This window comes from Novipirellula galeiformis (genome assembly GCF_007860095.1).
In the GTDB taxonomy this organism is placed as follows: domain Bacteria; phylum Planctomycetota; class Planctomycetia; order Pirellulales; family Pirellulaceae; genus Novipirellula; species Novipirellula galeiformis.
In genome coordinates this window covers 814941-839316 of record NZ_SJPT01000003.1, presented here as the reverse complement: position 1 = coordinate 839316, position 24376 = coordinate 814941, and the positions used below count along the sequence as shown (strand labels likewise).

At 55.7% G+C, this 24376-nt stretch carries 18 protein-coding genes; 14 read left to right on the top strand and 4 right to left on the bottom strand.

Annotated elements, in window-relative coordinates:
* Window positions 1–570: 570 nt before the first annotated feature.
* The 7 genes from rpsB (at window position 571) to Pla52o_RS10940 (ending at window position 8133) form a co-directional block, all read left to right on the top strand.
* Window positions 571–1377, top strand: a complete 807-nt coding sequence (gene rpsB / locus Pla52o_RS10970; RefSeq protein WP_231612253.1) for a 30S ribosomal protein S2 — start codon at window positions 571–573, stop codon at window positions 1375–1377.
* 259 nt (window positions 1378–1636) lie between these two features.
* Window positions 1637–2479 carry a translation elongation factor Ts gene (gene tsf / locus Pla52o_RS10965; protein ID WP_146594614.1) on the top strand — a complete coding sequence of 281 codons (843 nt, stop codon included), beginning with the start codon at window positions 1637–1639 and terminating at the stop codon, window positions 2477–2479.
* A gap of 220 nt (window positions 2480–2699) precedes the next feature.
* Complete coding sequence (pyrH, locus tag Pla52o_RS10960) at window positions 2700–3470, top strand: UMP kinase (RefSeq protein ID WP_146594613.1); 771 nt, start codon at window positions 2700–2702, stop codon at window positions 3468–3470.
* Between the two features lie 82 nt (window positions 3471–3552).
* Window positions 3553–4113 (top strand): ribosome recycling factor, encoded by a 561-nt coding sequence (frr, locus tag Pla52o_RS10955; RefSeq protein ID WP_146594612.1) that lies wholly within the window; start codon window positions 3553–3555, stop codon window positions 4111–4113.
* Window positions 4114–4334: 221 nt separating this feature from the next.
* Entirely contained in the window at window positions 4335–5858 is a 1524-nt protein-coding gene (locus tag Pla52o_RS10950) for a hypothetical protein (RefSeq protein ID WP_146594611.1), read from the top strand.
* Window positions 5859–6186: 328 nt separating this feature from the next.
* Complete coding sequence (locus Pla52o_RS10945; RefSeq protein WP_146594610.1) at window positions 6187–7254, top strand: hypothetical protein; 1068 nt, start codon at window positions 6187–6189, stop codon at window positions 7252–7254.
* Window positions 7255–7386: 132 nt separating this feature from the next.
* The gene (locus Pla52o_RS10940; RefSeq protein WP_146594609.1) at window positions 7387–8133 is read left to right on the top strand and encodes a sugar phosphate isomerase/epimerase family protein; all 747 of its coding nucleotides are present in this window, start codon (window positions 7387–7389) and stop codon (window positions 8131–8133) included.
* A gap of 252 nt (window positions 8134–8385) precedes the next feature.
* Here the strand turns inward: Pla52o_RS10940 and Pla52o_RS10935 are convergent, their stop codons facing one another.
* On the bottom strand, window positions 8386–9153 hold the full coding sequence (locus Pla52o_RS10935; protein ID WP_146594608.1) for an SMC-Scp complex subunit ScpB: 768 nt from the start codon (window positions 9151–9153) through the stop codon (window positions 8386–8388).
* Between the two features lie 91 nt (window positions 9154–9244).
* Complete coding sequence (locus Pla52o_RS10930) at window positions 9245–11470, bottom strand: protein kinase domain-containing protein (protein ID WP_146594688.1); 2226 nt, start codon at window positions 11468–11470, stop codon at window positions 9245–9247.
* Window positions 11471–11514: 44 nt separating this feature from the next.
* Between Pla52o_RS10930 and Pla52o_RS10925 the strand changes: the two genes are divergently transcribed.
* On the top strand, window positions 11515–12930 hold the full coding sequence (locus Pla52o_RS10925; RefSeq protein WP_231612252.1) for an amidohydrolase family protein: 1416 nt from the start codon (window positions 11515–11517) through the stop codon (window positions 12928–12930).
* Window positions 12923–14011 (top strand): SAM-dependent methyltransferase, encoded by a 1089-nt coding sequence (locus Pla52o_RS10920; protein ID WP_146594607.1) that lies wholly within the window; start codon window positions 12923–12925, stop codon window positions 14009–14011. The genes Pla52o_RS10925 and Pla52o_RS10920 overlap by 8 nt, the downstream gene beginning before the upstream one ends.
* Window positions 14012–14342: 331 nt before the next feature.
* Here the strand turns inward: Pla52o_RS10920 and Pla52o_RS10915 are convergent, their stop codons facing one another.
* Entirely contained in the window at window positions 14343–16031 is a 1689-nt protein-coding gene (locus Pla52o_RS10915; RefSeq protein WP_146594606.1) for a sigma-70 family RNA polymerase sigma factor, read from the bottom strand.
* Window positions 16032–17072: 1041 nt separating this feature from the next.
* Here Pla52o_RS10915 and Pla52o_RS10910 point away from each other — a divergent pair.
* From Pla52o_RS10910 to Pla52o_RS10895, 4 genes are all read left to right on the top strand, one after another.
* On the top strand, window positions 17073–18632 hold the full coding sequence (locus Pla52o_RS10910) for a hypothetical protein (protein ID WP_146594605.1): 1560 nt from the start codon (window positions 17073–17075) through the stop codon (window positions 18630–18632).
* A 217-nt stretch (window positions 18633–18849) separates the two neighbouring features.
* Window positions 18850–19854, top strand: coding sequence for a hypothetical protein (locus tag Pla52o_RS10905; RefSeq protein ID WP_197169163.1), 1005 nt, complete (start codon window positions 18850–18852; stop codon window positions 19852–19854).
* Between the two features lie 217 nt (window positions 19855–20071).
* Window positions 20072–21280 carry a GTPase ObgE gene (gene obgE, locus Pla52o_RS10900; protein WP_146594604.1) on the top strand — a complete coding sequence of 403 codons (1209 nt, stop codon included), beginning with the start codon at window positions 20072–20074 and terminating at the stop codon, window positions 21278–21280.
* Window positions 21277–22083: a type III pantothenate kinase gene (locus Pla52o_RS10895; protein ID WP_146594603.1), complete on the top strand. Its 807-nt coding sequence runs from the start codon at window positions 21277–21279 to the stop codon at window positions 22081–22083. The genes obgE and Pla52o_RS10895 overlap by 4 nt, the downstream gene beginning before the upstream one ends.
* Window positions 22084–22135: 52 nt before the next feature.
* On the opposite strand, the gene Pla52o_RS10890 is transcribed toward Pla52o_RS10895, so the two are convergent.
* Window positions 22136–23131 carry an adenosine kinase gene (locus Pla52o_RS10890; protein WP_146594602.1) on the bottom strand — a complete coding sequence of 332 codons (996 nt, stop codon included), beginning with the start codon at window positions 23129–23131 and terminating at the stop codon, window positions 22136–22138.
* 351 nt (window positions 23132–23482) lie between these two features.
* On the opposite strand from Pla52o_RS10890, the gene Pla52o_RS10885 reads away from it, so the two are divergent.
* Entirely contained in the window at window positions 23483–24319 is an 837-nt protein-coding gene (locus tag Pla52o_RS10885; RefSeq protein WP_146594601.1) for a methyltransferase domain-containing protein, read from the top strand.
* The last annotated feature ends 57 nt before the right edge of the window (window positions 24320–24376 follow it).

Here is a 24376-nt window from a genome sequence, read left to right as displayed (position 1 = left end):
AATCACTTACCACCAGCGACATTTTGTCACGATGAAGATCCTTTATTCGCCCGAATTCGTTAGGTTTCGCGCGACGAAGAACAAGTTGGTGAAGAAAGGAGTCGAGTAAGCATTTAAGCCCACGACGCAAGGCTGCGGCGGAGGTGAGGCGTGATTGTCGTGGAGTTGCGAGGAGGGGCGATATTATCACAATTATCGCATTGAACATCGCTTCGGCAGCGGCTTCGGCAGCGTGTTGCGACAAAGGGATTGTCGCCGCACCATCCCCGAGCCGTCTATGCCCGAGTCGTCAAACTCACGTCCACTCTCCTGTACCCCCTGCCTCCGCGGGTTCTGTCCCTTGCCTCGCAGGCTCGATTGCGTTAATCTCCGCACTTCGCTGAGCTGCGGCGACTGTCTCGCCGTAGCTTTCTAAACCTTTTTACCGCCTGCAAAGATGGGACGAAGGGCGTGCGTAGTTGTCTCTTCGCTGAGCAACTCGAATGCCCTGGAATTCGTTTCGCGAACCAATTCGCTTGCGATTCTCGTAGCCCGCAGATCGGTCCACCCTTAAAGAAAGTCATTTGCTCCATGGCCAGTCCATCCACTCCAGCAAGCCCCATCGTCCAAGAAATGATCGAAGCGGGGGTCCATTTCGGTCACCGCACGAGCTTGTGGAACCCGAAGATGGCTCCGTACATCTTCGGCCGCAAAAACCAGATTCACATCATGGACATCCGCGAGACCCTTCGCGGCATGTTGCGAGCCAAGAAATACTTGAGCCAAGTCGCTGCGGGCGGTAGCCTGATCTTGTTCGTTGGCACCAAGCGTCAAGCTGGCGAAGCGCTCGAAGAGCAATCGCTCCGCTGTGGAATGCCATTTGTCAGCGAGCGTTGGCTCGGCGGCACGTTGACCAACTTCCGCACCATTCGCAGCCGCCTTGGCCGTTTGGAAGAATTGGAAAGCATGCGTTCGAGTGGCGCCATGGACAACTACAGCAAGAAGATGCAGTCCGCCCTGAACCGCGAGTACCGCAAGATGTACCGCAACTTGAACGGTTTGCGAACGATGAACCGTTTGCCGGAATGCTTGTTCATCGTTGACCCAGGTAAAGAGCGTAACGCGGTTCGCGAAGCCAAGCGTCTCGGTATCACGACCGTCGCCCTGATTGATACCGATAGCGATCCATCGCAGATCGACTTGCCGATTCCCGGCAACGATGACGGTATCCGCAGCATCGAGTTGATCATGAAGCAACTTGCCGACGCGGTCATCGCTGGCAAGGGGCAATCCGCAACCGAAAGTGGTGCTCAACCTGAGCAAGTCAAGCCAACCGGCACGGAAGCTGCGATGGTTGCCGCCGCGACTGAATCGCAAACGCCAGCAACCGAAGGTTAGTCCCGAGACGGGGCGATCCCCAGCGACGCGCCGCACCGAGGAGCGTTGCTGAGCTGGTTTTCCAAAGCGACGATTGAACGGACGGCGTCGCAAACACGTTTAACGCAAAGGGCTTGGCAGCGAAGGTCGCAAAGACATTCGACCGGGCCCTTTGTTGGTACCGATCCAAAAATTGCTCGGAGCGGAACTTGTTGCAAGTTGCGTCACTCCTCAAGCAATTCTGAAGACAAACTGTTTTTTATACGTTGGAGATGAAGAGATGGCTGATATCACTGCGGCAGCGGTGAAGGCGTTCCGTGAGCGTACGGGATTGCCGATGATGGACTGCAAAAAAGCGTTGACCGAAGCGGGTGGCGATGAAGAAAAGGCAGTGGAGTTGCTTCGCAAGAAGGGACAAACTCTCGCTGATTCACGTAGCGACCGCGAAACAGCGTTCGGCCGTTTTGGCCTTTACATCGGCACGGACAAAAAAGTCGGTGCGATGGTGGAACTGCTGTGCGAAAGCGCTCCTGTGACCACAAACGAGCAATTCATTCAACTTGCTGCGGATCTAGCCGAGCAACTTGCCACCGGTCCTGGTGCAGCGACCGCGGATGAACTGCTTGCCCAACCATCGCCTTCGCAAGCGGGCATTTCGATGGCGACGCAAAAAGACGACATGTTCAATCGCATTCGCGAAGTCTTCAAAGTGGGTCGCATGATTCGCGTCGAAGGCAGCTGTGGCGGTTACATGCACCACGCCGGTACGACTGCGGGTGTGTTGGTCGAAATCGAAGGTGGCAACGACGATGCAGCGAAAGATGTTTCGATGCACATCGCCGCAATGCGTCCAGAAAGCTTGAGCAAGGAATCGATTGATCCTGCGGTCGTCGCTAGCGAGCGAGAAGTGTTGCTCGAAGCGGCCATCGCCGAAGGCAAGCCACAGAACATCGCTGAAAAGATGGTCGGTGGTCGGATGCAAAAGTTCTATGCTGAGCGTTGCTTGCTTGAGCAACCGTTCGTCAAAGACGACAAGCAATCCGTTGGCGAGTACGCCAAGTCCAACGACATGACCGTCAAGAACTATTGGCACTGGGTCATCGGCGAAAAAGTCGACGCGTAACGATAACGCTTTGATCGCAGGCGGCCTCGACGCTCGCTGTGATCGCCATTAAACCTGAACAACCTCGCCCTTCCCCCATCGGAGCGGCGAGGTTTTTTCTTATACTTTCGGCTATAGTAGCAGGCACAAAGCGAATTGCACTTCCCGCAATTCTCTCCTCTACTTATCCAAACACCGCCCTTCCGTTCCCCGTTTTTTAAACGCGAAAGTCACCAACACCATGCCTGACGGTCCCCAGTCGGATGACACCTCCTCCCAAGCTCCTCTGCATTACAGGCGAGTCGTCCTCAAGCTCAGCGGCGAAAGCCTCGCCGATTCCGGCGGCCGTGGAATCAGCGGTGAAGAGTCGGGAGAGATCGCTCGTCAAATTAAGTTGGCGCACGACACCGGTTGCCAAATCGCGATTGTGATTGGCGGCGGCAATATTCTTCGTGGAGCTCAATTCTCAGGCAGCAATTCGCTCGTCCACGAGGCGACGGCCCATTACATGGGGATGCTCGCCACGATCATCAATTCGCTCGCCATGCAAGACGCGCTCGAAGCCCATGGTTTGCAAACTCGCGTGATGTCGGCGATCCCTACGGATAAGATTGCCGAGACCTTCATCCGTCGCCGCGCCCTTCGTCATCTGAACCGAGGTCGCGTCGTGATTTTAGCGGCGGGTATCGGCAATCCGTTTGTGACCACCGACACCGCGGCTGCACAACGGGCTTTGGAGATCGAAGCCGACGTGGTGCTCAAGGCCACTCGCGTGGACGGCGTCTATAGCGATGACCCAGAAAAGAACCCTCATGCGGTCCTTTACGAATCCCTCACCTATGCCGATGTGATGGAAAAGAACTTGCGAGTGATGGACGCGACTGCAATTGCCTTATGTAGCGAACACAAGAAACCGATCGTTGTTTTTAACTTCAAAAAGAATGGAAACATCGTTCGAGCGATTTCTGGTGAAACGGTCGGCACCTGGATCGGCGCTGAAAAGCGAACGTAAGATAAAGCGAACGTGAGATACCGGATACCACTCGCAAAACGAACCTCAATCTTCCCCGTTACTCAATTCCCAAGGATGCAAGATGTCCAGCGATGATGTGCTTCTCGATGCCGAAGAGCGAATGAACAAAGCGATTTCGGTGCTCAGCCACAACTTGGCCGGAATTCGCACCGGACGTGCGAACCCAGGCTTGGTGGATTCTTTGAAAGTCGACGTTTACGGTTCATCCACTCCGCTCAAGCAACTCGCTTCCGTCGGAACTCCCGAGCCTCAGCAAATCGTGATTCGTCCTTATGACGCGTCCACGATCAAAGAGATTGAAAAAGCAATTGTTGCGGGCGACCTGGGGCTCAACCCTCAGAACGACGGACGGATCATTCGCTTGAACGTGCCACCGCTGTCGACCGAAGTGCGAAAGAAAATGGTCTCGCGGATCAAAGAGTTGTCCGAAGAGTCTAAGGTGTCGATCCGAAATATTCGCCGTGATGCCAACAAAGCGATCGACAATTCGGAAAAGGCCAAAGAGATCTCCGAAGATGATCGCGATCGGATGAAGGAAGAGGTCCAAGAATTGACCAAGAAATTCGAGGCCCAGGCTGCCGAATTAGCGAAAAATCGTGAGTCGGAAGTCCTCGATAGCTAGCACTGCATGCGAATGCCACGTTAGTTGAAGTGTTTTGTCGCTGCGTGATGAACGCACGCGGGGCTCGGGCGAGTTTCGCCGGCGTGAAATTCACGCGGCTTAGAAATCGACAAATACAACTTCGACCTCCGCGATGGTGGATAGAATGAGAGGACGGAGGAATCGTCACCGTCCTGTGCAAACCATCCTCCCGCGATTTTGGCTTAATCTGAGTGTGCTCCATGCCCTTATCCCTTATCTGCCCTCGGTGCAGCAAATCGGTATCGATCCCCGAGAGCTCGGCGGGGTCACGAATCTCGTGCCCGCATTGTGACCAGGCATTCTTAGCCCCGGGATTGAGTGCCACCACTGCGGATGATGCCGACGATTGGTTGACCCTCGATAGCGATCCTCTCCCCACGCTCAAGCCGGCGACTCCGCTCGCCGCGGCGAGCAACCCCGTCCCCGCGGCGATCAGCCCCGCAGAGGAGGCCTTGTTGGCCGAGTTCACCTCGGAATTGGACGAGTTTACCTCGGCAATTGAATCGGTTCCGAAACCGCAGGTGACCGCAAAGTCCAACCGCGTGACTCCCGGCGGGCTCCCCAATCTGTCGAAACTCCCTGCAGGGACGCCCGCTTCGGCAGCGAAGGCCTCCGATTCACTCGATGGCGTGATTGAACTGGGTAGCGAGAGTATTGTGGGTGATGAGTTCGATCCGGGCGCCGAACTCGGTCCCAAGAAGACGCCGGTCGAGTATGCGACCGAGTACCGAGTCACCTGCATGACCTGCGGCTCACAGCGGATGGCCCACGCCAAGCAAGCCGGTAAATCGATCACGTGCAACGATTGCCATTCACCGATTCGGGTCCCCTCGCCTCCGCGGGTTGCTAAAAAAGTGGTGATCGACATGGACAACGCGCCGACGTTCGCGTTTGGAGCCTCGCAAGTGGGCGCGGCGGGACGACGTGACGATCCCTATCGAAAGTCGGCCCAGCAGTTATTGGAGGAGGCTTCACGCGTCCAGCAGACGACCTACAAGCACGACGACGATATCCCCAAAATCAGCGAATGGCTGGCCAGCATCTTTGGCATTTTCTTGGACGTCGGGGTGCTCGCCCATTGGGTAGGGCTCTCGTTGTTCGCTTCGGTTCCCGCGATCGTTGCCCTGACTTCCGGCGCACGCGTCTTGGAGATTGCCCTCGTCCCGGCCGGAATTGTATTCGGAGCCGTGGTGACGAGTTGTGGCTACGCAATTCTGCAGTCCGTGGCCAACGGCGAAACGAAAGTGAGCGAATGGCCTGTCGTGGATCCGTTCGGATGGCTGGAGAATCTCGTCGTTGTTTTCTCAGCGGCGGGCTTTGCCATCATACCTGTCTATGGAATTGCTCAGCTTATCTTTGGTCAATCATTGATCACGGTGGCACTAACCATGTTGTCGCTGTACACGCTGTTTCCTTTTGTGCTGCTATCGATGCTGGACATGAACAGTGCGCTGTCGCCGTTTTCGGCGGAGGTGGCGCGAAGCGTCAATCGAGCACAGGAGGCTTGGGGCGGACTTTACTTTACCGCAGCGATTATGTTTTTCGGATTGTTCTTGATGTACACCATCGCTTCGTCACTGCCCGTTGCGGTCGCGGCCGTCGCAGGCATCTTCTTGACCGTGGCGATGGCGTTCGTCTACTTCGCGATGATCGGACGACTAGCCTACGCGATCGGCCAAGAAATTAGCGAACCCAGCAAGGGAAACACGGACGACAACGAATAGAGTGGGTGTAGCCGGAGTGGAGTGCGAGAATGCGGAAAGTTGATCTGGGCTCATTTCGCACATTGACCGCCCCAACAATTCCGGCCCGCTACAGCTCGTCCCCCCCCCAAAAAAAACTCAGCCCCAACAACTTGATTTGGATGTGATTCCCCTCGTCAACCGACCTAGTGCGAATCGGGCGTTTGCGGGCCGGAGCAGGCAATTGGGAGTTGAAGCTCCGCGTCATTGTGGCCCTCGATTTGCATCGCCCATATTTGCGACCGTTTTTTACAGCCCCCCTTTGGCAATCGCGTTGATTTAGAAACCTCATCGTTCCTGACCTTTGCCCATGCCCAAAATGGCCCCCCACACGGACGGCGACATCGAGCCAGCGTCGGGAGAATTTCCGTACGCATCGCTGCCACTTGGCAACGTGTTCGGTCGACGCATTTCGATTTCTTATTGGGTGATGTTTGCCGCCGCAGTGATCGCGGGAATGGTTTTGATTTTCGGCACCGGGCCGGCTAATTTTGACCTTTCTGTCGCATCACTTCTGGCGGCCGTGACATGGCTCGTCGGAGCGGGCATTCAAGCGGCAATTTATGCCGCCTACGCCACTCGCCGTGACGCTGTCATTCACTTTAACTTGATCGGGGTGAGTTGGAACCAAGACGCGATGCCGGGCAAGCGAACGCTGCTTGCCGCGATCACCACGCTCGCAGCACTTGTCATCGCCGGAGGCGGTTTGATCGCGATCGCCACGGTGACCGGTCGTTCGGTCGCCGCAGGTCCGGAGTCCACCTTCTTCGCGATTCCTGGGCTGGGAATGACGGCGGCCGATGGAATGCTCGGTTTGGCGGGATGGCTGCTTTGGATCCAAGCGATCGCTCAGCTCTATCCACTGCGAATGACGTTGGGACGCCACTTGATTGCGGCGTTAATCGTCGTGGTGGGGCCGCAGCTTTCGCATTCGGTCGCAGCGGGGTTGTTGCACCGGATGCTGCTCGGCACCAGCGTGCTGATGGCGATATTTGCGATCGTGGTTTTGTGGTTTGACAGACCGTTGGTGATGCCGCGGTGGCCCCTTTTGATGCTGCTAGCATTTGGCCTGTCGCGATCGACAAGCGTTGTTGAGGCAAGGCGATTGATCGAGTCACTCTCGTCGGTTCCACGCTGCGAGGATCCCTCGGACGAGTCTCCGGGCTCACTTCGTTTGACGTATCGTATTCGAGGCTGGTTTGCCATCCGCCGGGCGAGGCGTGTGATGCAGCGGGAGCGAAGTGAAGCGGTGGATGCAGCGAAGCTGGACGAGATCCTTGAGCGGCTGCATGAAAACGGCCCCAGTTCGCTTAGCAGCGAGGACCGAATGATCCTCAAGCGTGTCAGCGAGACGCTTAAAAAACACCGCAATTCCTAGAATGCTGGTTCCTAGATCGAACGGGGTTTTAATCGAGCGTGGTTTACAGGTAAGCTGTAAAGCGACTACCAAACGCGTTAACGTACTATTGGTTAACGTGTTAAAGATAAAACAACTGGAAAGGACGCTCTCATGATTGTTGCAGCTTCGACTGAATGTTGGCCGGATATGGAAATGCGCGAAGCGATCGAAGTGCTTCAGGATTTGGAATTCACCGCGGTGGAGATCGCGCTGCATGAATCAGGTCGCATCAAGCCCAGCGATTTGATCAGCGACGTGGATCGAGCGGCTCAGATTCTGAGAAGCTCCCATCGGATGGATATCTCGGGATACAGCGTTCAATTGGGATCGACGGGCGAACAACACTACACCGACTTCAAAGAAATTTGCCGGATCGCCAAAGCGACCAAGGTGGTCAACCTAACCGTCCCGTCGGCCGAGGTTGGTACGCCGTTCAATGAAGAGGTCGAGCACCTGCAAAAACTTGTTAAGGTGGCCGAAACCGAGGGAGCCCGTGTGGCGGTTCGCTGCCAACTTGGCTGTTTGAGCGAAGACCCCGATACCTTGATGGTGCTGTGCAACAATGTCGACGGGCTTGGCGTGACGTTTGACCCCAGCGTTTACATTGCGGGCAAAGCAAACGTCAAGAACTTGGACAAAATCCTCAAGTTCGTTTGTAATGTTCACCTGCGTGACACCCGTCCTGATGCATTCCAGGTCAGCGTCGGCCAAGGCGAAGTCGATTATGGGAAACTGGTCACGCAACTCGAGCGTGAACGCTACGACCGCGCCTTAACCGTTCACATGGCGCCCATGGAAGGATTCGACCATCGCGTCGAACTGCGAAAACTACGTCGCTTGCTCGAAACCTTGGTTTAATCACGACCCATTTCATTGGCTCCGTTTTTTCTATGATGAAAACGGCTGCAACGCTGGTTGCGATGTTTCGGCCCTTTGAGCCTCTGTCGTAGAGGGCCCCTGTCGTAGAGGGCCCCTGTCGTAGCAGGCCCCTGTCCCGGTTCGCAATCGCTTCATTGGGTGCCCCGGCCGGCTGGGAGCCGGTATCTCAGTGGGGTTTGCGTCAGGAGTCTGCGAACCAAGCGTACCTGCGATGGCATTTAGGGTGTGCTCTTAGGTCACCCCGCGCAGCCCTTCTTCGACTTGGGGGAGGTCATCGAGCGACTCGAGTTCGAACAGCGTCAAGAAACGCTCGGTGGGATAGTAGTGCGGCAGCGCCCGCCCTCCTTCCTCGGGGATTTTGCGTTCGATGCTAAGCAATTGACGACGCACGAGTTGGTTCAGTAGCGGGCCGCACTCGCGGCCACGTTGGTCTTGAACTTTTTGGGCCGAAATGCCCGGTTGGTAAACGACCAACGCCAACACCTCAATGGCGGCTTGAGCCAGTTTGACCTCTCGAACTTTCCCCAAAAACGAACGGCGAACCTGCTCTACCTCAGGCGAGATCGTCATTCGATAGCCTTGGTCGTCACGAATGATCCGCAGTGCTTGGCCGGCCTCGCGATACGATTGGTTGAGTTTTTCGATCAATTCGACCACTTCTTCGGGGGTGACTTCACGCATCAAAGCCGCCAGGCGTTGCTCGGTCATCAGCTTGTTTTCAGGATGCCCGATAAACAATGCCCCTTCGATGATCGCCTCAGGCGTCACCAGTTCATCCTCTTCGGCCGGCGCATCATCTAAAAAGGCATCGTCCAAGTCTGCATTTGCATCGTCGTCCGAACCGTTCTCGCTCTCGTCGTTGTTGGCGAACGCTTCCGGATCATGGATGGCTGCGGCACGTGCGTAAGCCGCCCCGAGATCGTCTAAGGAAAGCTCTTCCGAGTCATCCATCAGCTCCTCTTCGATGTCGTCTTCCATGTCCTTCTTTGGCTCATCCATTTCATTTACTCATGGGGGATATCAGTGGGGGCAATGTGCGTTTACGAAGGGAGGAACCGCGGGGATCGTCGTCCGCCGTTGACGATTACGATCAAACCGCGATCGTTTCGGTCATGCCGTCATGGTCGCTGGTGTCTTTCTGCTGCGCGCGATGGGAGATTGTTTTGGTCTCACCGCTACGTTGAACCAAAATCCACAAAAGCAGCGTCACGATCAAGATCGATGCGATGGCGGTAGCCCCTTCGGTCAAGAGCACCGACCGCATCTGGCCTACGGGCGCCAACACCTTAGAGAGTCGGTATTGCACAAGGACCAATAGATCGGCGGTTTCCTTCGGCTCGTCTTGCTTGCCTGGGACTTCCGTTCGATCGGCCGTTGGCAACTCGACGCTTTGCATCGCGACGATCCAGTCGCCCCAGTAGGGTTTCCCATCGGTGCATTGAGAAACGGGGTCGCGATAATCGACGTCTCCCCCCTCTAAAATGCGTTCAAACAGCGCCGCGTCGACTTGGAATTTCTCGCCCGCTAATGTCTCTCCTGCGTCGCGTCTGGCATCCATCAAGGGGTGTTGCAGCACGGTGCCTCGCATCGGTCCGTCGCGTGCATCGACTAACACGGCGATTTGGTTCGCCCCCTGTTCACTTTGCAGCAATTGGAAGTCACCAAGATTGATCGTGGCGACGAATACCGCGTCAGCCCGAGTGTGATCGTCCGTGAAATAAATCGGCGTGCTGACGGCCACTTTCCAAAGCCCCGTTGCGGTACTTTGAAACGCGGCGGAAAGATGAGTACGTTGCAGCGGAGTGATCGCTTCACGCGGTGTCGTGCGGTCGATTTCTTTACGTCCCCCGTGGAAATAGGTACGGAAGGCAAAGTTGCGTCCCGCACTATTTTGAGCGCGCTCGACGTGATCCTCGTACACGATTCCGATGATGGTTCCCATTGCATCGGTGACGAACATGGTTGCAAAACGAGGTCGCCGCGATGTCCCAGACGGGTCCTGATAACGTTGTAATCGTTTGCTCAACCAAGCGTCGATCCTTAGCCGTGGTTCGGCATCGAGCATCGACTCACGCGCCGCAACCTTCTCTGCGTCGCTTGTCGCCGACGAGCCGATGATCTCTCGCAACGGTTTCATTTCAGGATCGTTGAACGATTGCTCGAGAAGTTCCCGCAATTCTTGGCCACGTGTTTCCACGCGAGCGGCATCAAAATAGCGTTCAATCTCACTTTCTAGCGTGCGGGCGGCAAACTTTGCCGCCAATTGGTTACTTCCAAAGGCTTCGCTGCGGAGGGCACTGATCGTACTCTGGCTCGCATGCTCGATACTCCGAGCGGCAAAGATGCAGGTGGCCAGCAGCAGTAACAACGGACCCACGATCCCCAACAACATCAGGGGGCGGCGTGCCCGGATTCGATCGCGGCGGTCCAGGTCCTGTAAAATCTGTTGCGCGTTTCCGTATCGATCCGCCGGGTCGGCTGCCAAGCATCGATTTACGATCCGCCCCAGCATGCGGTCGACTCCATGCCCCCGCAGATGACCTTCCGGCGGTGGGCTGTTTTGAATCGCTTGGCGATAGTGCTCGAGTCGTTTTGGCAGCGAACCGGCAGTGTCAATTTGTTCGACAATGGAGTCGTCGCGATACGGCGGGGCTCCCGTCAGCAACCGATACAAGATGGCGCCGACCGCATACACATCCCAACTCGCATCGGGCGTGGAGTTTAAATCGGCTTGCTCGGGAGCCATGTAGAACAGCGTCCCGAGCGCGGGGGTTTGGTCGTGAGACATTCGACTTTGCCCAAAGTCCGCCAGGCGAGGCTCGTTGTCTTCACTGAGTAAAATGTTCGCGGGCTTCAAATCGCAGTGAAGTACACCCTTGCCATGGCAATGATTCAGTCCAATCACGATCTTTCGGAACATGTCCACCGCTTCGATTACAGGCATCGGGCGGTTATGTTCAAGGAAGTCTTCGAGCGATCCTCCGCTGACCAATTCCATCACATAGTACGGTGGAACGGCATCCCAGCCGACCTCGAGAACTTGCACGACGTGGCGATCGGCTGACAATTGGACCAAGTTTTTGACTTCGCGGCTCAGCAACGACCAATTGACCCCGCTGCGGTGAAGGTAAAATTTGACCGCGACTGAGCGTCCGGTATTCAAATCGAGTCCGACCCAAACTTGGCCGAAAGCCCCGGCTCCGAGAAATTTTTGCAGCCGATAACCGGGCACTTCCGCGGGGGGCGTCGTTGCCTCCAATGATAGTTTTTTGCTAGCCGATTGGCCGCCTGCCGTTTGGTACTGCGTTCGATCCATGTTCACAAGCGTTTACCAACCAAGACATTCAGTGACACAAAACAATGATTGTGATTCCAAATGACGTTATTGTAGCGGAGAATATGGAAATGACTGCGGCCCAATCCCCCGTGACCCCAAAGAACTTGCCCTACACACGTCCGGCGCCTCTGGTGGTCGCTTTTGCGAACTCAAATCCGCAGCCTCCGATCGCCAAAACCTCTCTGGCGGTGCTTTTGCTTCTCGTGACGCTATGGCCCTGGGCGACCGCCTGCGTCCAAGCGACCGAGCCGATTGAGAATCCCCCGCTTGCGACTCCTTTGGATGGTCGTCAGGGGCGAGAGCTTTTATTGAGAAACTTTCGGCCTCAAAGCAAGCTGCGCGTGGCCTCCCATTTACTCACTCACGCCGCATTTCCCGTCGTCGATGTGCACACCCACTTCTACTACCGAATGCGCGGCAATCAGCAAGCGATTGCTGATTTTGTTGACTTGATGGATCGCAACCAGATCGCCATCTGCGCTTCGCTCGACGGAAAGTTGGGCGACCAACTTGACGCTCATCTCAAAGAGTTGTGGACTCAGCATCGTGACCGTTTTTTGATTTACGCCAACATCGATTGGCAAGGCGACGGTGAGGCCGACGACCCCGCCACATGGGATTGTCACCGCCGCGGATTTGCTCAGCGCACCAGCGAGCTGCTGCGTGAGGCGGTCGGCAAAGGGGTTAGTGGTTTGAAAATCTTCAAACGCTTCGGCCTTACCTACCAAAACCCCGACGGTTCGCTGATCGCGATTGATGATCCACGCTGGGATCCCATTTGGCGCACCTGTGGTGAACTCGGAATCCCGATTATCATCCATACCGCCGACCCTGCGGCATTCTTTGATCCGATCGATGAAACCAACGAGCGTTGGGAAGAACTAAGTCGCCATCCCGATTGGAGCTTTCATGGGGATGAGTTCCCTTCGCGTGATGCGTTACTCGAAGCACGCAACCGCGTGATTGCTCGTCACCCGAAAACGCAGTTCATCGGCGCCCACATGGCCAACAATTCCGAAGACTTGCGTCAGGTCGGTCAATGGTTAGATCAATATCCCAATCTATGGGTCGAGCCAGCGTCGCGGATCAACGAATTAGGGCGTCAACCTTACACGTCGCGTGACTTTATCATTCGGTACGCGGACCGAATGCTGTTTGGCACCGATGGCCCATGGCCTGAGTTACGCATCCAATTTTATTGGCGATTCTTTGAAACTCGCGACGAGAATTTTCCTTACAGCGAAAAAGTGCCACCGCCACAAGGCTTGTGGACGATCGACGGGATCGATCTCCCAGACGATGTACTCCAAAAGCTTTATTACCAAAACGCGGCCAAATTGATTCCCGGTGTCGCCGAACGACTCGAGACGTTTCGCCGCGATCATCCCTCATCGCAGTACAACCAAGACCGCAGACCAACCAAGAACCTTCATGAATAAAAAAGACAGTCAAGCTAAGCCTTCCTCCGGTCCCTCGTTCGCAATGATGTGTTGTGCGTTTGGTGCCGAAAAAGCGGTCAAGGAATCGATCCTTTCCGAAGGTTGGCGTTTAGCATTTTCGCGTCCTGGTTTTGTCACCGCCAAACATGATGGCGATCGTAAACCACCCAAAGGCATCTTCATTCGCACCTCGGCAACGTCGCTTGGTCAGGTCAAGGGAACCGACGCAGCCTCGCATATCGAAACGCTCCGCAGCTTGCTCGAGGAACGTTTTCCCGCCGAATTCCGCTTTGATCAATTCCATCTGTGGCCCAAGGATCGAGCACCGATTGGACGTTTTGATTTTGAACCCGGGATCGATGAAGTCTCGCGAGCGATTGCCGAGGAAATCTACGCGAAGCTTGCCGAGGACTGGTTCCGCTCGGATGCTCCAAATCGGGTCGCACAACCAGGTGAAAAGATCCTCGACGTGGTCCTCGTCGATCCATCGCATTGGTTCATCGGCACCCACGAAGCGGAGACATGGCCGACGCGTTGGCCGGGAGCGATCCAACCGATCGACTTGGCCGAGGAACCCGTATCACGCGCCTATTACAAAGCCGCCGAGGCGATCCAGTGGAGCGGGTTTGATCTGCAGCGAGGCGACGTGGCTATTGAAATCGGTTCTGCGCCGGGTGGCGCCTGTGGACGCCTGCTCGAACTCGGTTTGAAGGTGATCGGAATCGATCCCGCGAACATGGATCCTCGCGTGGCCGAGCATCCGAATTTCCAGCACCTTGTCGCGCGTGCGGACGACTTGCCCCGTCGAGCGTTTCGCGATGCCAAATGGTTGCTCGTTGATTCCAGCGTGACACCGAATCAAACCCTTGCTACGGTTGCCAATGTCGTTTGCAATCGAAACAGCAACTTTCGTGGCTTGTTAATCACACTGAAACTAGGTGACTACGAAGCCGCCGATCGCATCGAAGCTTGGCGAAGAAAGGTCGAGTCGTGGGGCGTCAGCGACATTCAAATCCGGCAACTCGCACGCAATCGATGCGAGGTCTGCTTCGCGGTGAGTTTGTCTGCTCGACGCTCGTAGAGCGGGGAAGGCGGCTCGCTAGGCAAGCGGTTAGGTCGATCTCGGTAAATCGGTGTTTAGCGTTCATATGGCTAGAGCACTTTTGATGTTGATGTAGCCGCCGTCGCTAGACGGCGGCCCCCGTTCTGGCGATTGCAATTACGGCTTGAATCACACGTCATTTGTCCAATGGCTCTCAGGGTCGAGCCCCGGATTCACCTCCTTGGGTTAGCACCCTCGCGTCGTGGATCGCGGGGGCGATCCACGATGTTCGTAGACGCCAATGCATTAAAAAACCTTCCGTCGCTAAGGGGGGCAACGGAAGGTTTTTTGAGACTGACCGATGCGGCGATTAGGAGCCCAACTCGACATCAATTTTCGCCTCGTTGGCCGCTTCTCGCAATTTCATCAGGGCTCGAACCTCGAGTTGACGGATGCGTTCTTTGGTCACGCCCATCTCTTCACCGACTTCTTTGAGCGTCAACGGTTCGTTGCCACGTCCAAGCCCAAATCGAGCGGTAATAATCTTCTGCTCGCGTTCATCCAAACGGTCCAGAATCTTTGACAACTCACGTTGTCGTGTTCGTTGAACGGTTTCTTCCGCGTAGGGATCCAAACGATCGTCTTGGCGAGACAAAAACAATTCTTCGGTGGTCGTGCGGAACCGATCGCGATGTTTGAACTCGCTCGGAATCGTCCGTGCAAAGTTCTTCATGATCGCCCACGAAGCGTAAGTGCTAAATTTGTTGCCCCGCGAGTAATCGAACTTTTCTACCGCACGAATCAACGACATGTTGCCGTCGCTGATCAAGGCGAAAAAGTCATCGCTGCTGGCGACGTGTCGCTTGGCGATCGAAACGACCAAACGCAGGTTGCTTTGCACGATCTTGTTCTTGACCTTGACTGCTTCTTCGTAAATCGAATCGATCTGGTCCATCACTGCGGTCTTGGTCGCACCGGCCGTTTCCAAGCTGTCCCGTAGTCGGCTGGCCTTGTGCTTCAAGTAGTTCATTTTGCGAAACAAGTGATACTCTTGCTCACGATTCAACAGCGGAACGTCATACAGGGCAGCCAAGTAGCTTGGCAATCCACTGGGGACACGGACCTTGCGAGACGGTGTGGTGGCTTCCGGAAGCGGAGCCAGATATTCCTGTTCGCGAGTTTCCATCACGCTAGCGGTCGCATCGAAATCTTCGTTGTACATGTAGTCAAGCGGCAATTCCATAACGTGCTGCATCCGCATGTCCAACAAGATGCGTTGGATGCTCGAGCGAGTTCGCTTGAATCGCTTGCACAACTGAGTCACCGAGGATCCCTGGGTCGCCAATTTGAAGATGGCGCGTTTGTCGTCGTCGGTCAACGTTGCACGATGGTTCGGGAAGATCGCCAATTGCTGATGGTCGGCATCAAAGTTCTTCAGCGTGTAACGAATCGTTTCCGGGCTGCGATTCATTTGCTCGGACAATTGACGTGTCACGTCCGACAAGCTCGCCCCGCCCTCGACCAATTGGCGAGCCCGTTCGATCATTTCGCTCTTTTCGTCATCGCTGAGTTGGCTGAAGCGTTCGCCACGACGAATCTTTTCGCGGTTATTGGCCACAAAGGCCTCCACGCTGCTGTGCAGGAACCCCACTCGTTTGCGGCCACCGAACAGGAGACGTCGGCTGACGAGACCCGCGTCACGCCAACGGCTGATCGTCTTGGTGGAAACGCTAAACAAGCGGCTCAAGTCGTCCACGGTGTGCACCGGCTCGGTGAACTCGTTGACGGAGACGTCCGCCGAGTCGCTGAGGTCTTCGATCAGCAGGAATAGGTCATGTTTGAGATCGGCCGCTTCGACGTTGTGTCGGCTGGCCTTTTCAGGACGGTAATTCGTAATTCGGAAGCAGAGATAGTCAAACGAGTAGGGCCGATTTGGCTCGATCTCGCCGCAGAGCTTTTCGGCAAGAGCCGCTTGCTCTACCTTTTTTGCCTTCGGAGCAAATCGGGTGAGTTGATCTCGAAGTTCCTGAATTTTTTCGTCACGATATTCTTCGTGCATCGCCATTCCTTCCCAGTGCTATCGTACGATGGGTCGATTGAATTCCCTGCGACCCCGGCGGATCGCTCGACTTCGTACCGGTGTTGCCCGGGTATCACCCTATCCATAGGGCAAGATACTTTTTGTCCCGCTTCGACCCAGGCGTCGGGGAAACTTTTTTTCCACCGCTGCCTCGGCTTGCGATACCACCAACGACTCCTTGCCATTGGCGTTCACTCATAGTACGCGAAAAACGCACGACTCGTGGCCTCTTTTGACCGATTAAATCCGGCGGATGTTCACTTTTTTCTAAGGATTAGGCAAATTCTCGTTAAGCCCGATCCTTGGGTGCCTGAGCACTTGGAACTCGCTACCGGCTAACTGACCAACAAAGAGGTACAGGAAATTTGGGGCCAAACCCAATTGATTTGACCCTTTTTTTCCAGAATAAAATGCAAAGGTGTTGCCCGCTAAGGGGTTAGCGACACACTTTTGAATACCTGTTCCTGGCAACTGTCCGCCAAAAGTCCAGTTCGATTGTAAAAAATTCGAAAGGATTGCAATATTTGCGACCAATCGGCGTTATCTCGTCGCAAAACGCGACAATGGTCTCACATCGATCGCTCCGCCACACTTTTACTCTGTCCCATCGGTGGAGTTTAGGTTGTAGCCAGAGGAGGGGGCAGCTGTTTCAATCACCGCAGAACGGGTGGGGGGCTTTTAGACGGGTGGGAGGAGGCGGCTGCCTAAAATTCGAGCAGTTGGGTCACGGCGGAGGGCAACCTGCGCGCGCAACGCATCAACCGTACGGTCCTTCGATCGTGAACGTCGTTCGCCGCCACGTTGTTTGACTCCAGATGAACCGGCGACGATTCGCTCGCCGCCGAGTTTCTGGGACCGTTTCTGCGGATTGTGCCGTTTTTCCTTAGCCCTCCCCTTGGATTCGGTCGATCAAAGAGAGGCCACATGGGCGCGAATGCGCAAATTCGCAGATCGTTCGCTAGTTGCTCGAGCGAGTGCACTCTGAGGCCTTTTTGACTCTGAACGCTAAACAGGTTGGATATGTCACGCGAAAGTCTTTCGACCCCACTGATCAATGACACGATTCCGAGTCGCCGAAAGTTCTTGGGGCTGACCTCGTTGCTGGTGGCGGGGTCGGTCGTTTCGGCCAACACTCTGGCCGTCGGGATCGTCAACGCGGACGAAAAGTCCAATACGTCGTCGCGCAGCGAAGGCGAGAGTGAGATCACCGAGCCAGTCACCCTCGCCGTAAATCACGATGCACAATTGTTCCGCGTCCGCATGGAAATGGATGTCGAGGGCAATGTAAATATTCCAGCGAACTCGTTGGTATCCCGCAAAAAAGCGAGTGTCATTCCGCTGAAAAGCGAAGCCGTGTTCGATTACGAAGAGCGCTATCGGCTACCGCACGACGCCAGCATCGATTCGTTTGTGACCGCGGCCGAGCGTTTCTATCACGAAGCCGAAAGCATCAACGACCTGAACGACGTCAAACGTCATTCGAAACTCCGACGCGAAGTTGCTCACACGATGGTGCGCCGCGACACCATGCCCGAGATCCTTTACTCGACCCGCGATTCCTTCACCAGTAATGAACTGGAGTTGTTGCGGGTGCCTGTGTCGAGCGTCGCCGTGGATGGTTTGCTTCCCGTCGATGCCGTTGTGAGCGGAGACCAATACGTGATCGAAGCCGAGAGCATGCGAAGCTTGTTGAATCTGACTTCGATTGAACAATGCGAAGTCAAAGCCGAAGTCGTTGCGATCAGTGAGTCGGATGCCCGTATTCAAGTTCGAGGCAATGTGGACGGTAGCGTCGACGGGGTGCCCACCAAGATGCGGGTGGTTGGCAAACTCACCTTTGATCGCAAAGAGGGGGTGACGACCTGGTTGGCGATGGCCGTTCACGAGACACGCGAGATCGGCATTGCCGTGCCTGGGTTTGACGTCGCTGCCACGATCAAGATGGTTCGGCAACCGCTCGCGAAAACGATCGCGATGCCCGCAACGCCTTTCGCCGTCGACGTTACCGCTGCGATCGACCCCGCAGCGTTGTTGATTGAATTGCAGAGCAACCAGGTGGGGATTTCAACTCGCATGGATCGTCGCTGGCGGATGATCAGCGACGTTCGCGGCTTGTCGATGATGCGGATGATTGAGAACGATCGCAGTATCGCGCAGTGCGATTTTCGCCGGCTTTCGAAGCTGCCCGAGGGCAAGCAGTGGAGCATGGAAGCGCTGCAAGAAAACATCAAAACGACGCTTGGTGAGCAGCTTGTGCAACTTGAGCTCGCCAACGAACGGGTCAATTCCGAAGGGCTTCGGGTACTCAGCGTGGTCGCCCGCGGTTCGGTTCAGGAGGTTCCGATTCGTTGGGTTATCCAGCATTTTTCGGATGATTCCGGACGTCGTGCGATGGCAACCTTTACAATGGAGGGCGATTCCGTCGACGCGTTTGCCACTTCGGACGTACAATTGAGCGAGACCCTTCGATTCATCGATCCGAACGTTGCGGAAGAGGAAGCCGAAATCGCTACCCGATCCCAAATCAAAGCCAGCCGTCAAGACGCAACATCAACCCCGTCCGCGAGCGACCAGCGTTAGCTGCCGCGTTGCTGGCGACGTCGGACGGGATCGTCGTCCCCTGCTGGCGTCGATCCCTTCGCTTGGGCTCATTGTTTTGAGCAAGCTTGTGTTTCGAGCAAGCGGGTCCGAAGCGGTTCGCAGCGAGTCCTTCAGTCGCTTCCGAATCGTCGACGGCCTCATTTCGTCTACGACATCATTGCCGTAAAAATTTCCCCACCACACTGATGGTATGAAAATGTTTTCTCGTCGAGCCATTTTGTCCTCTGGGCTATGTTTTGCCTTTCTCAGCAACACGCTCGCACAAGATGCGGAGAAGAAGAGTGAAGATGCTGAGAAAGCTCCTTCTTCGACGGAACAAACCAAGTTCGCACCAGGCGTCGTGACGGTCATTCCTCCGGCTCCGGACCCATTGGAAACGTTCGATGGTCCGCTGACGTTGCAGACTTTGCTCGATGGACATCCTGAAATTCTATGGGGCGGTGCTTCGCATCCCGAGGGCGTGCCCCACTTTGACCCGCGGAGCCGGATGTTGGCGGAGATGGCGCAGCAGGTCTTTTTGCGGCGTGAAATTTACTGCTTTGAATTCGCCTTCAAACCGCTGCGGCAAATCTTGACGGATGTTCCCCGACCGGACGGGCGGCTGCAACGGAAACTGATTTGGTACATGGTCTTTCGAATTCGTTATCTAGGTGGCGACTTGCGTCCCGCTGCCGATGAGATCGGCGGCAAGGATGTTTATGAGCGGATCGAATCGGTCAGCTACGAGTCGCGTCGCATCTTCCCGATGCTGGTGTTGAACAATCGGATTACGGGCAAGCGATACCTTGATCGAGTGTTGCCAGCCACGAAGGAGAAGATTGCCATTCGTGAACAAATCACGGCACCGCTGTACAACACCGTTGAGATTTCGCGTGTCGCGGTGCCTCAAACCACCGACGCCGCCGCTCCGGGTGTATGGGGGGTTGCGACTTGGGAAGATGTCGATCCGAAGTTGGATTATTTCTCCGTCGATGTGTTCGGGCTCACCAATGCCTTTCAACAGGACGGTGAGGGACCCAAAGCCCCATACCGTAAAAAGGCGCTGCAATTAAACTTTTACCGTCCTGGGGACGCGATTGCTCAAACCGAAGACACGATTCGCTTCGGAGTGCCAGCTTTCGAGAAAGCGAAGGAGCAGCGGAACGTCTTGGATCACTATGGACTCGACGAACGACTCGACTATCGATGGATTTTCCGATAGGATTACGCTTGCTGCAGTATTGAGTTCAAGCGGGTTTCGCGGTAGCCGAACTCACCAGACCTTGGGAGGGAACTGATTTTGTTCATCCAATCTCAAGCGAGAATCGCTACAGAAAATGCTTCGCGTGATCACACAGCAAGTTTCTAACCATCCAACTGCGGCTGACCTCCATTTTGCGGGGGTCAGCCGTTTTTCTGTTCTGTAAGAATCCTACAACATGTTTGTTGATCGCGTTCGAATCGAGCTTCACGCCGGCAAAGGTGGTGATGGCTGTATGAGTTTCCGACGAGAGAAATTCGTTCCACGCGGTGGCCCCGACGGGGGTGATGGCGGCGAAGGTGCCAGTTTAATCCTAGAGGCGCGCGACGGCGTCAACTCATTGGCTGCCTTCGCGAACCGGCGAATGTACCGAGCCACCAAAGGCCAACCCGGCCAAGGTTCAATGCGAAACGGTCGACGGGGGCGCGATCAACGTTTGTTCGTTCCACCCGGGACGACCGTCATTGATGCCGACAATGGATTCGTGATCAAAGACTTGGCCGAGCCAGGCGATCAATTTGTGGTCGCCCGAGGTGGCAAAGGAGGACGCGGTAACGCGTCGTTCAAATCGAGTACGAACCGAGCGCCACGTGACAAAACGATGGGCGAAATGGGGGAATCACGCGATGTGATCCTCGAGTTGAAATCGATCGCTGACGTCGGCTTGGTGGGGATGCCCAACGCGGGCAAGAGCACCTTGTTGAGTCGGATCACCAGCGCGCGGCCCGAGATTGCCGACTACCCGTTCACGACCAAGCATCCCAATCTCGGCATCGTCGAAATTGGAATCGAACGCTCGTTTGTATTGGCGGATATTCCCGGCTTGATCGAAGGGGCCAGCGAAGGGATTGGACTTGGACACGAATTCTTGCGACATGTCGAACGCGCGGGGTTGTTGGTCCATCTCGTGGAACCCGCCCCGACCGACGGAACCGATCCACTTCACAACTACCACGCCATTCGTAGCGAACTGACTCAGTACGATGCATCTCTTGGTGATCGTGAGGAGATTTTGGTCGTCAGCAAGTCGGAGATGGAGGGGGCTGAGGAATTGCGTCAAGCGCTAGCCGATGCCACCGGAAAACAAGTTCGTATGATCAGCGCCCTCAATGGAGAGGGGCTTGATGAATTAAAAAACGAAATCATGGAACGGGTGCAAAAGCGACGCAATGCACTGTTGGTGGCCAAAGCAAACAAAAACGCGCCGGTCGCCGAAGTCGTGTCGGAAGTTGTGTCCGATTCCGATGAAGCACCTAAGCCGCCGAGGCGTTTGCCGCCGCACTTGTCGGGTGCCACCGCAATGCTCTCCGATGCAAACCCTCCGCGTGACTTTGACCTCGAAACGTCGCTTGAAAAGTCGAAGTCGAAATCTGAGGACGCAACGTGAAGCGGTCGTCTGGTGTGATCGCGGTCGATGTGGGTAATACCGCAGTCAAATTATCACTCCGGCCGCAGGGGGCCGATGCGAACCCTGCGTTTGCAATGAACCTCGAATCGAGCTGCCGATCGTTTGCGTTGGATCGTCCGCGATGGGATGAGAGCATTGCCGATTGGATCCGTGATCAAGATTGCGGTGAGACGTCGCTTGCGCCACAGGAGTGGCGAATTGCCAGTGTGAACCGACGTGCGTCGGATCAGCTTTGTAAACAAGTCGAACGATCGTTTCCAAACGCCACCCTGCGTCCGATCAGCTATCGCGACGTACCGATGTCAATCGAGATTGATTCGCCCGATAAAGTGGGGATCGATCGATTGCTCAGTGCCTACGCCGCACGGAATCGATACGCCGTCCCGTTGGTCGTGATCGACGCGGGGTCGGCCGTAACGGTCGACTTGGTCGATGCCTCGGGGTGTTTTGTGGGCGGGGCGATTCTGCCAGGGCTAAACCTGCAAACCACCGCATTGACGATGGGTACCGCTGCGTTGCCGACGATTGATTGGACCAATGCCGATCCGCTTACCATTCCCGGACGCAATACCGTTCAAGCGATTCGGTTGGGGGTGTTAACGAGTGTCACCGCATCGATCGATCGTTTGATTGCTCACTACGATTGCGGATTCGACGGTGCCACCCCGCAACGCGTCGTGATCCTTTGTGGTGGGGACGCCCCTGTGATTTCGCCACACATCAAACACGAACATGTCATGCACCCGCATCTCGTTTGCCAAGGCCTGCTTGACCTCGGCTAAAGAATCAAGGCACGCGGTGTTTAGACCGCATGCAGTATCGCTGGCGCGATCCCTAGCTCAAAATGCTGAGCGCTTGGATCTCGGCCGCGGTAAACTTTTGGTCCAGTCTAGCGCCCATTTGCGAAACCACTCGCGCGGAAGCTTGCGAGGCTAAGTGCCCCGCGTGTCGCCAATCCATGCCGTTGGTGATCGCATACAACATCGCACCGGCGTACATATCGCCCGCTCCGGTGGTATCGATCGCTTTCACGTCGACCCCTTCGATCGGAAACGCTTCGCCACCGTGCATCACAAGGGAGCCCTTGGCTCCGAGCGTGAGCGCCACATTTTCAGCATGCTGATGAATTTTTGCGGCACAGGCGATGGGGTCCGACTCGCCAGTCAAACTTTTCGCTTCCTCTTCGTTACAGAAGAACAAGTCAACGGGGCCGGTGATCAAGTCCCATATTTCGTCGCGAATCATATTCACTAAGAAGGGGTCCGATGCGGTCAGCGCCACCTTCACCCCGTGCTGCTTGGCTAGGTCCATCGCTCGATAAGCCGCCGCCTTGGTCGACTCACCCGTCAACAAATAGCCTTCGACGTAGACGTACTTAGAGGCCTTGATCAATGACTCATCGATATCGGTTGCTTGCAGCGTTGCGGACGCCCCCAGGTTCGTCATCATCGTTCGCTGAGCGTCGTCCGTGATCAGGACGGCACAGGTTCCGGTGGGTGCCGCTGGGGTCGGATCAATATCGATTTTGATTCCCAAGTCGCGCATGTCTTTCAGGAAAAAGTCACCGACTTCGTCTTCACCAATCTTCGCGATGAAGGCTGCGGTGCCACCGAATTCGGCGACCGCCACGATGGTGTTCGCCGCCGAACCACCTGCACAACGGTTCAAAGGACGTCCATTGAGCCGATTCAACACGCTCGCTTGCTGTTGATCATCCACGAGGGTCATGATCCCCTTGTCGATCGCCAGTTCACCGAGGATCGCATCTTCGACTCTTGCTTGGATATCCACCAATGCATTCCCAACACCAAGTACATCATACGACGTCATTCGCTTCGCAGCCTTCTATTCAGAATGGTTCAGTAGTTCGTTCACGGTCCCACACCTTAATGGGAAGTACCGCCGGGGTGTAGAACCCTAGTTTTTCCCTCGCTGGCCCATCGGGTTATGACTTGCTAGGAAAGCCGGCAATAACGCAATTTCACGAGGGGGGGAGCGAGGGAGGCGCGGTTCGGACACGCTCGCCAATGACAAAACGCGGGCCCCGCATGACGCTGCGATGGTGTTTCGCAACGCAGCGGGAAATCCGAAATTGATGGCGATGCGGGGGCGATAAAGCTAAAATTACGAATGTAATCGAGGCGTCCTTGTCATTTCCCTCGTGATGGAGCTTAGCTCGCGATGATTGTGGTCCAAGGTGTTCAGAAGGCGACCATTCGCGCTCATTATCAACTGGGAACGCTCTTTTACCGTTTGCTCTGGGGGCCCCACATTCATCACGGCCTTTGGAATGGAGACGAATCTCCCGGGGAGGCCCAATGCCAGCTCACCGATACGCTCGCCGCGATGTGCGAAATCAGCTCGACCGACACCATTGTCGACATCGGTTGTGGCATGGGGGGATCCTCGATCCGACTTGCCCAGCGCCGCGGTTGTGACGTCACCGGAGTCACGCTCAGCCCGTTGCAACGGCGTTGGGCGTCCCTCTCCGCTCGACTCCATGGGGTCACCACCAAGACGCGTTTCCTTGCCGGTGATGCGGAGTCAATTGAGTTTGCCGACGATGCGTTTGACGTCATGTGGAGCATCGAGTGCACCGAGCATCTGTTTGATAAACCCGCGTTCTTTCGTCGTTCAGCGCGTTGGCTCCGTCCCGGTGGCCGAATGGCAATCGGTGCTTGGTTCGAGGGGGAAGACACGACACAAACCAGCCATCGTGCACAAGTCGAAGAGGTTTGCCGGCGTTTTGTCTGTCCGTCACTCGCAACACGCAAGGACTATGCGAGCTGGATTGAAGCGGCGGGATTGACGATCCGAGAGAACGTCGACTGGACCGAGCGAACCGCAAAGACGTGGGAGATTTGCAAACAACGTGTCGCCCGCACCGGCGTTCGTCACATCGCCAAATTTCTCGACAAGGATCAAGTCGCGTTCATTGACGGCTTCGATACGCTCTTGAATGCCTACCGCAGCGGTGCGATGCAATATGGCGCCATCATCGCGGTGAAAAACGATTAGGACTCATTCCGTGGCTCGGCCACCGCGACGTCTCTCACGTCCCCATTGAGAGCGACC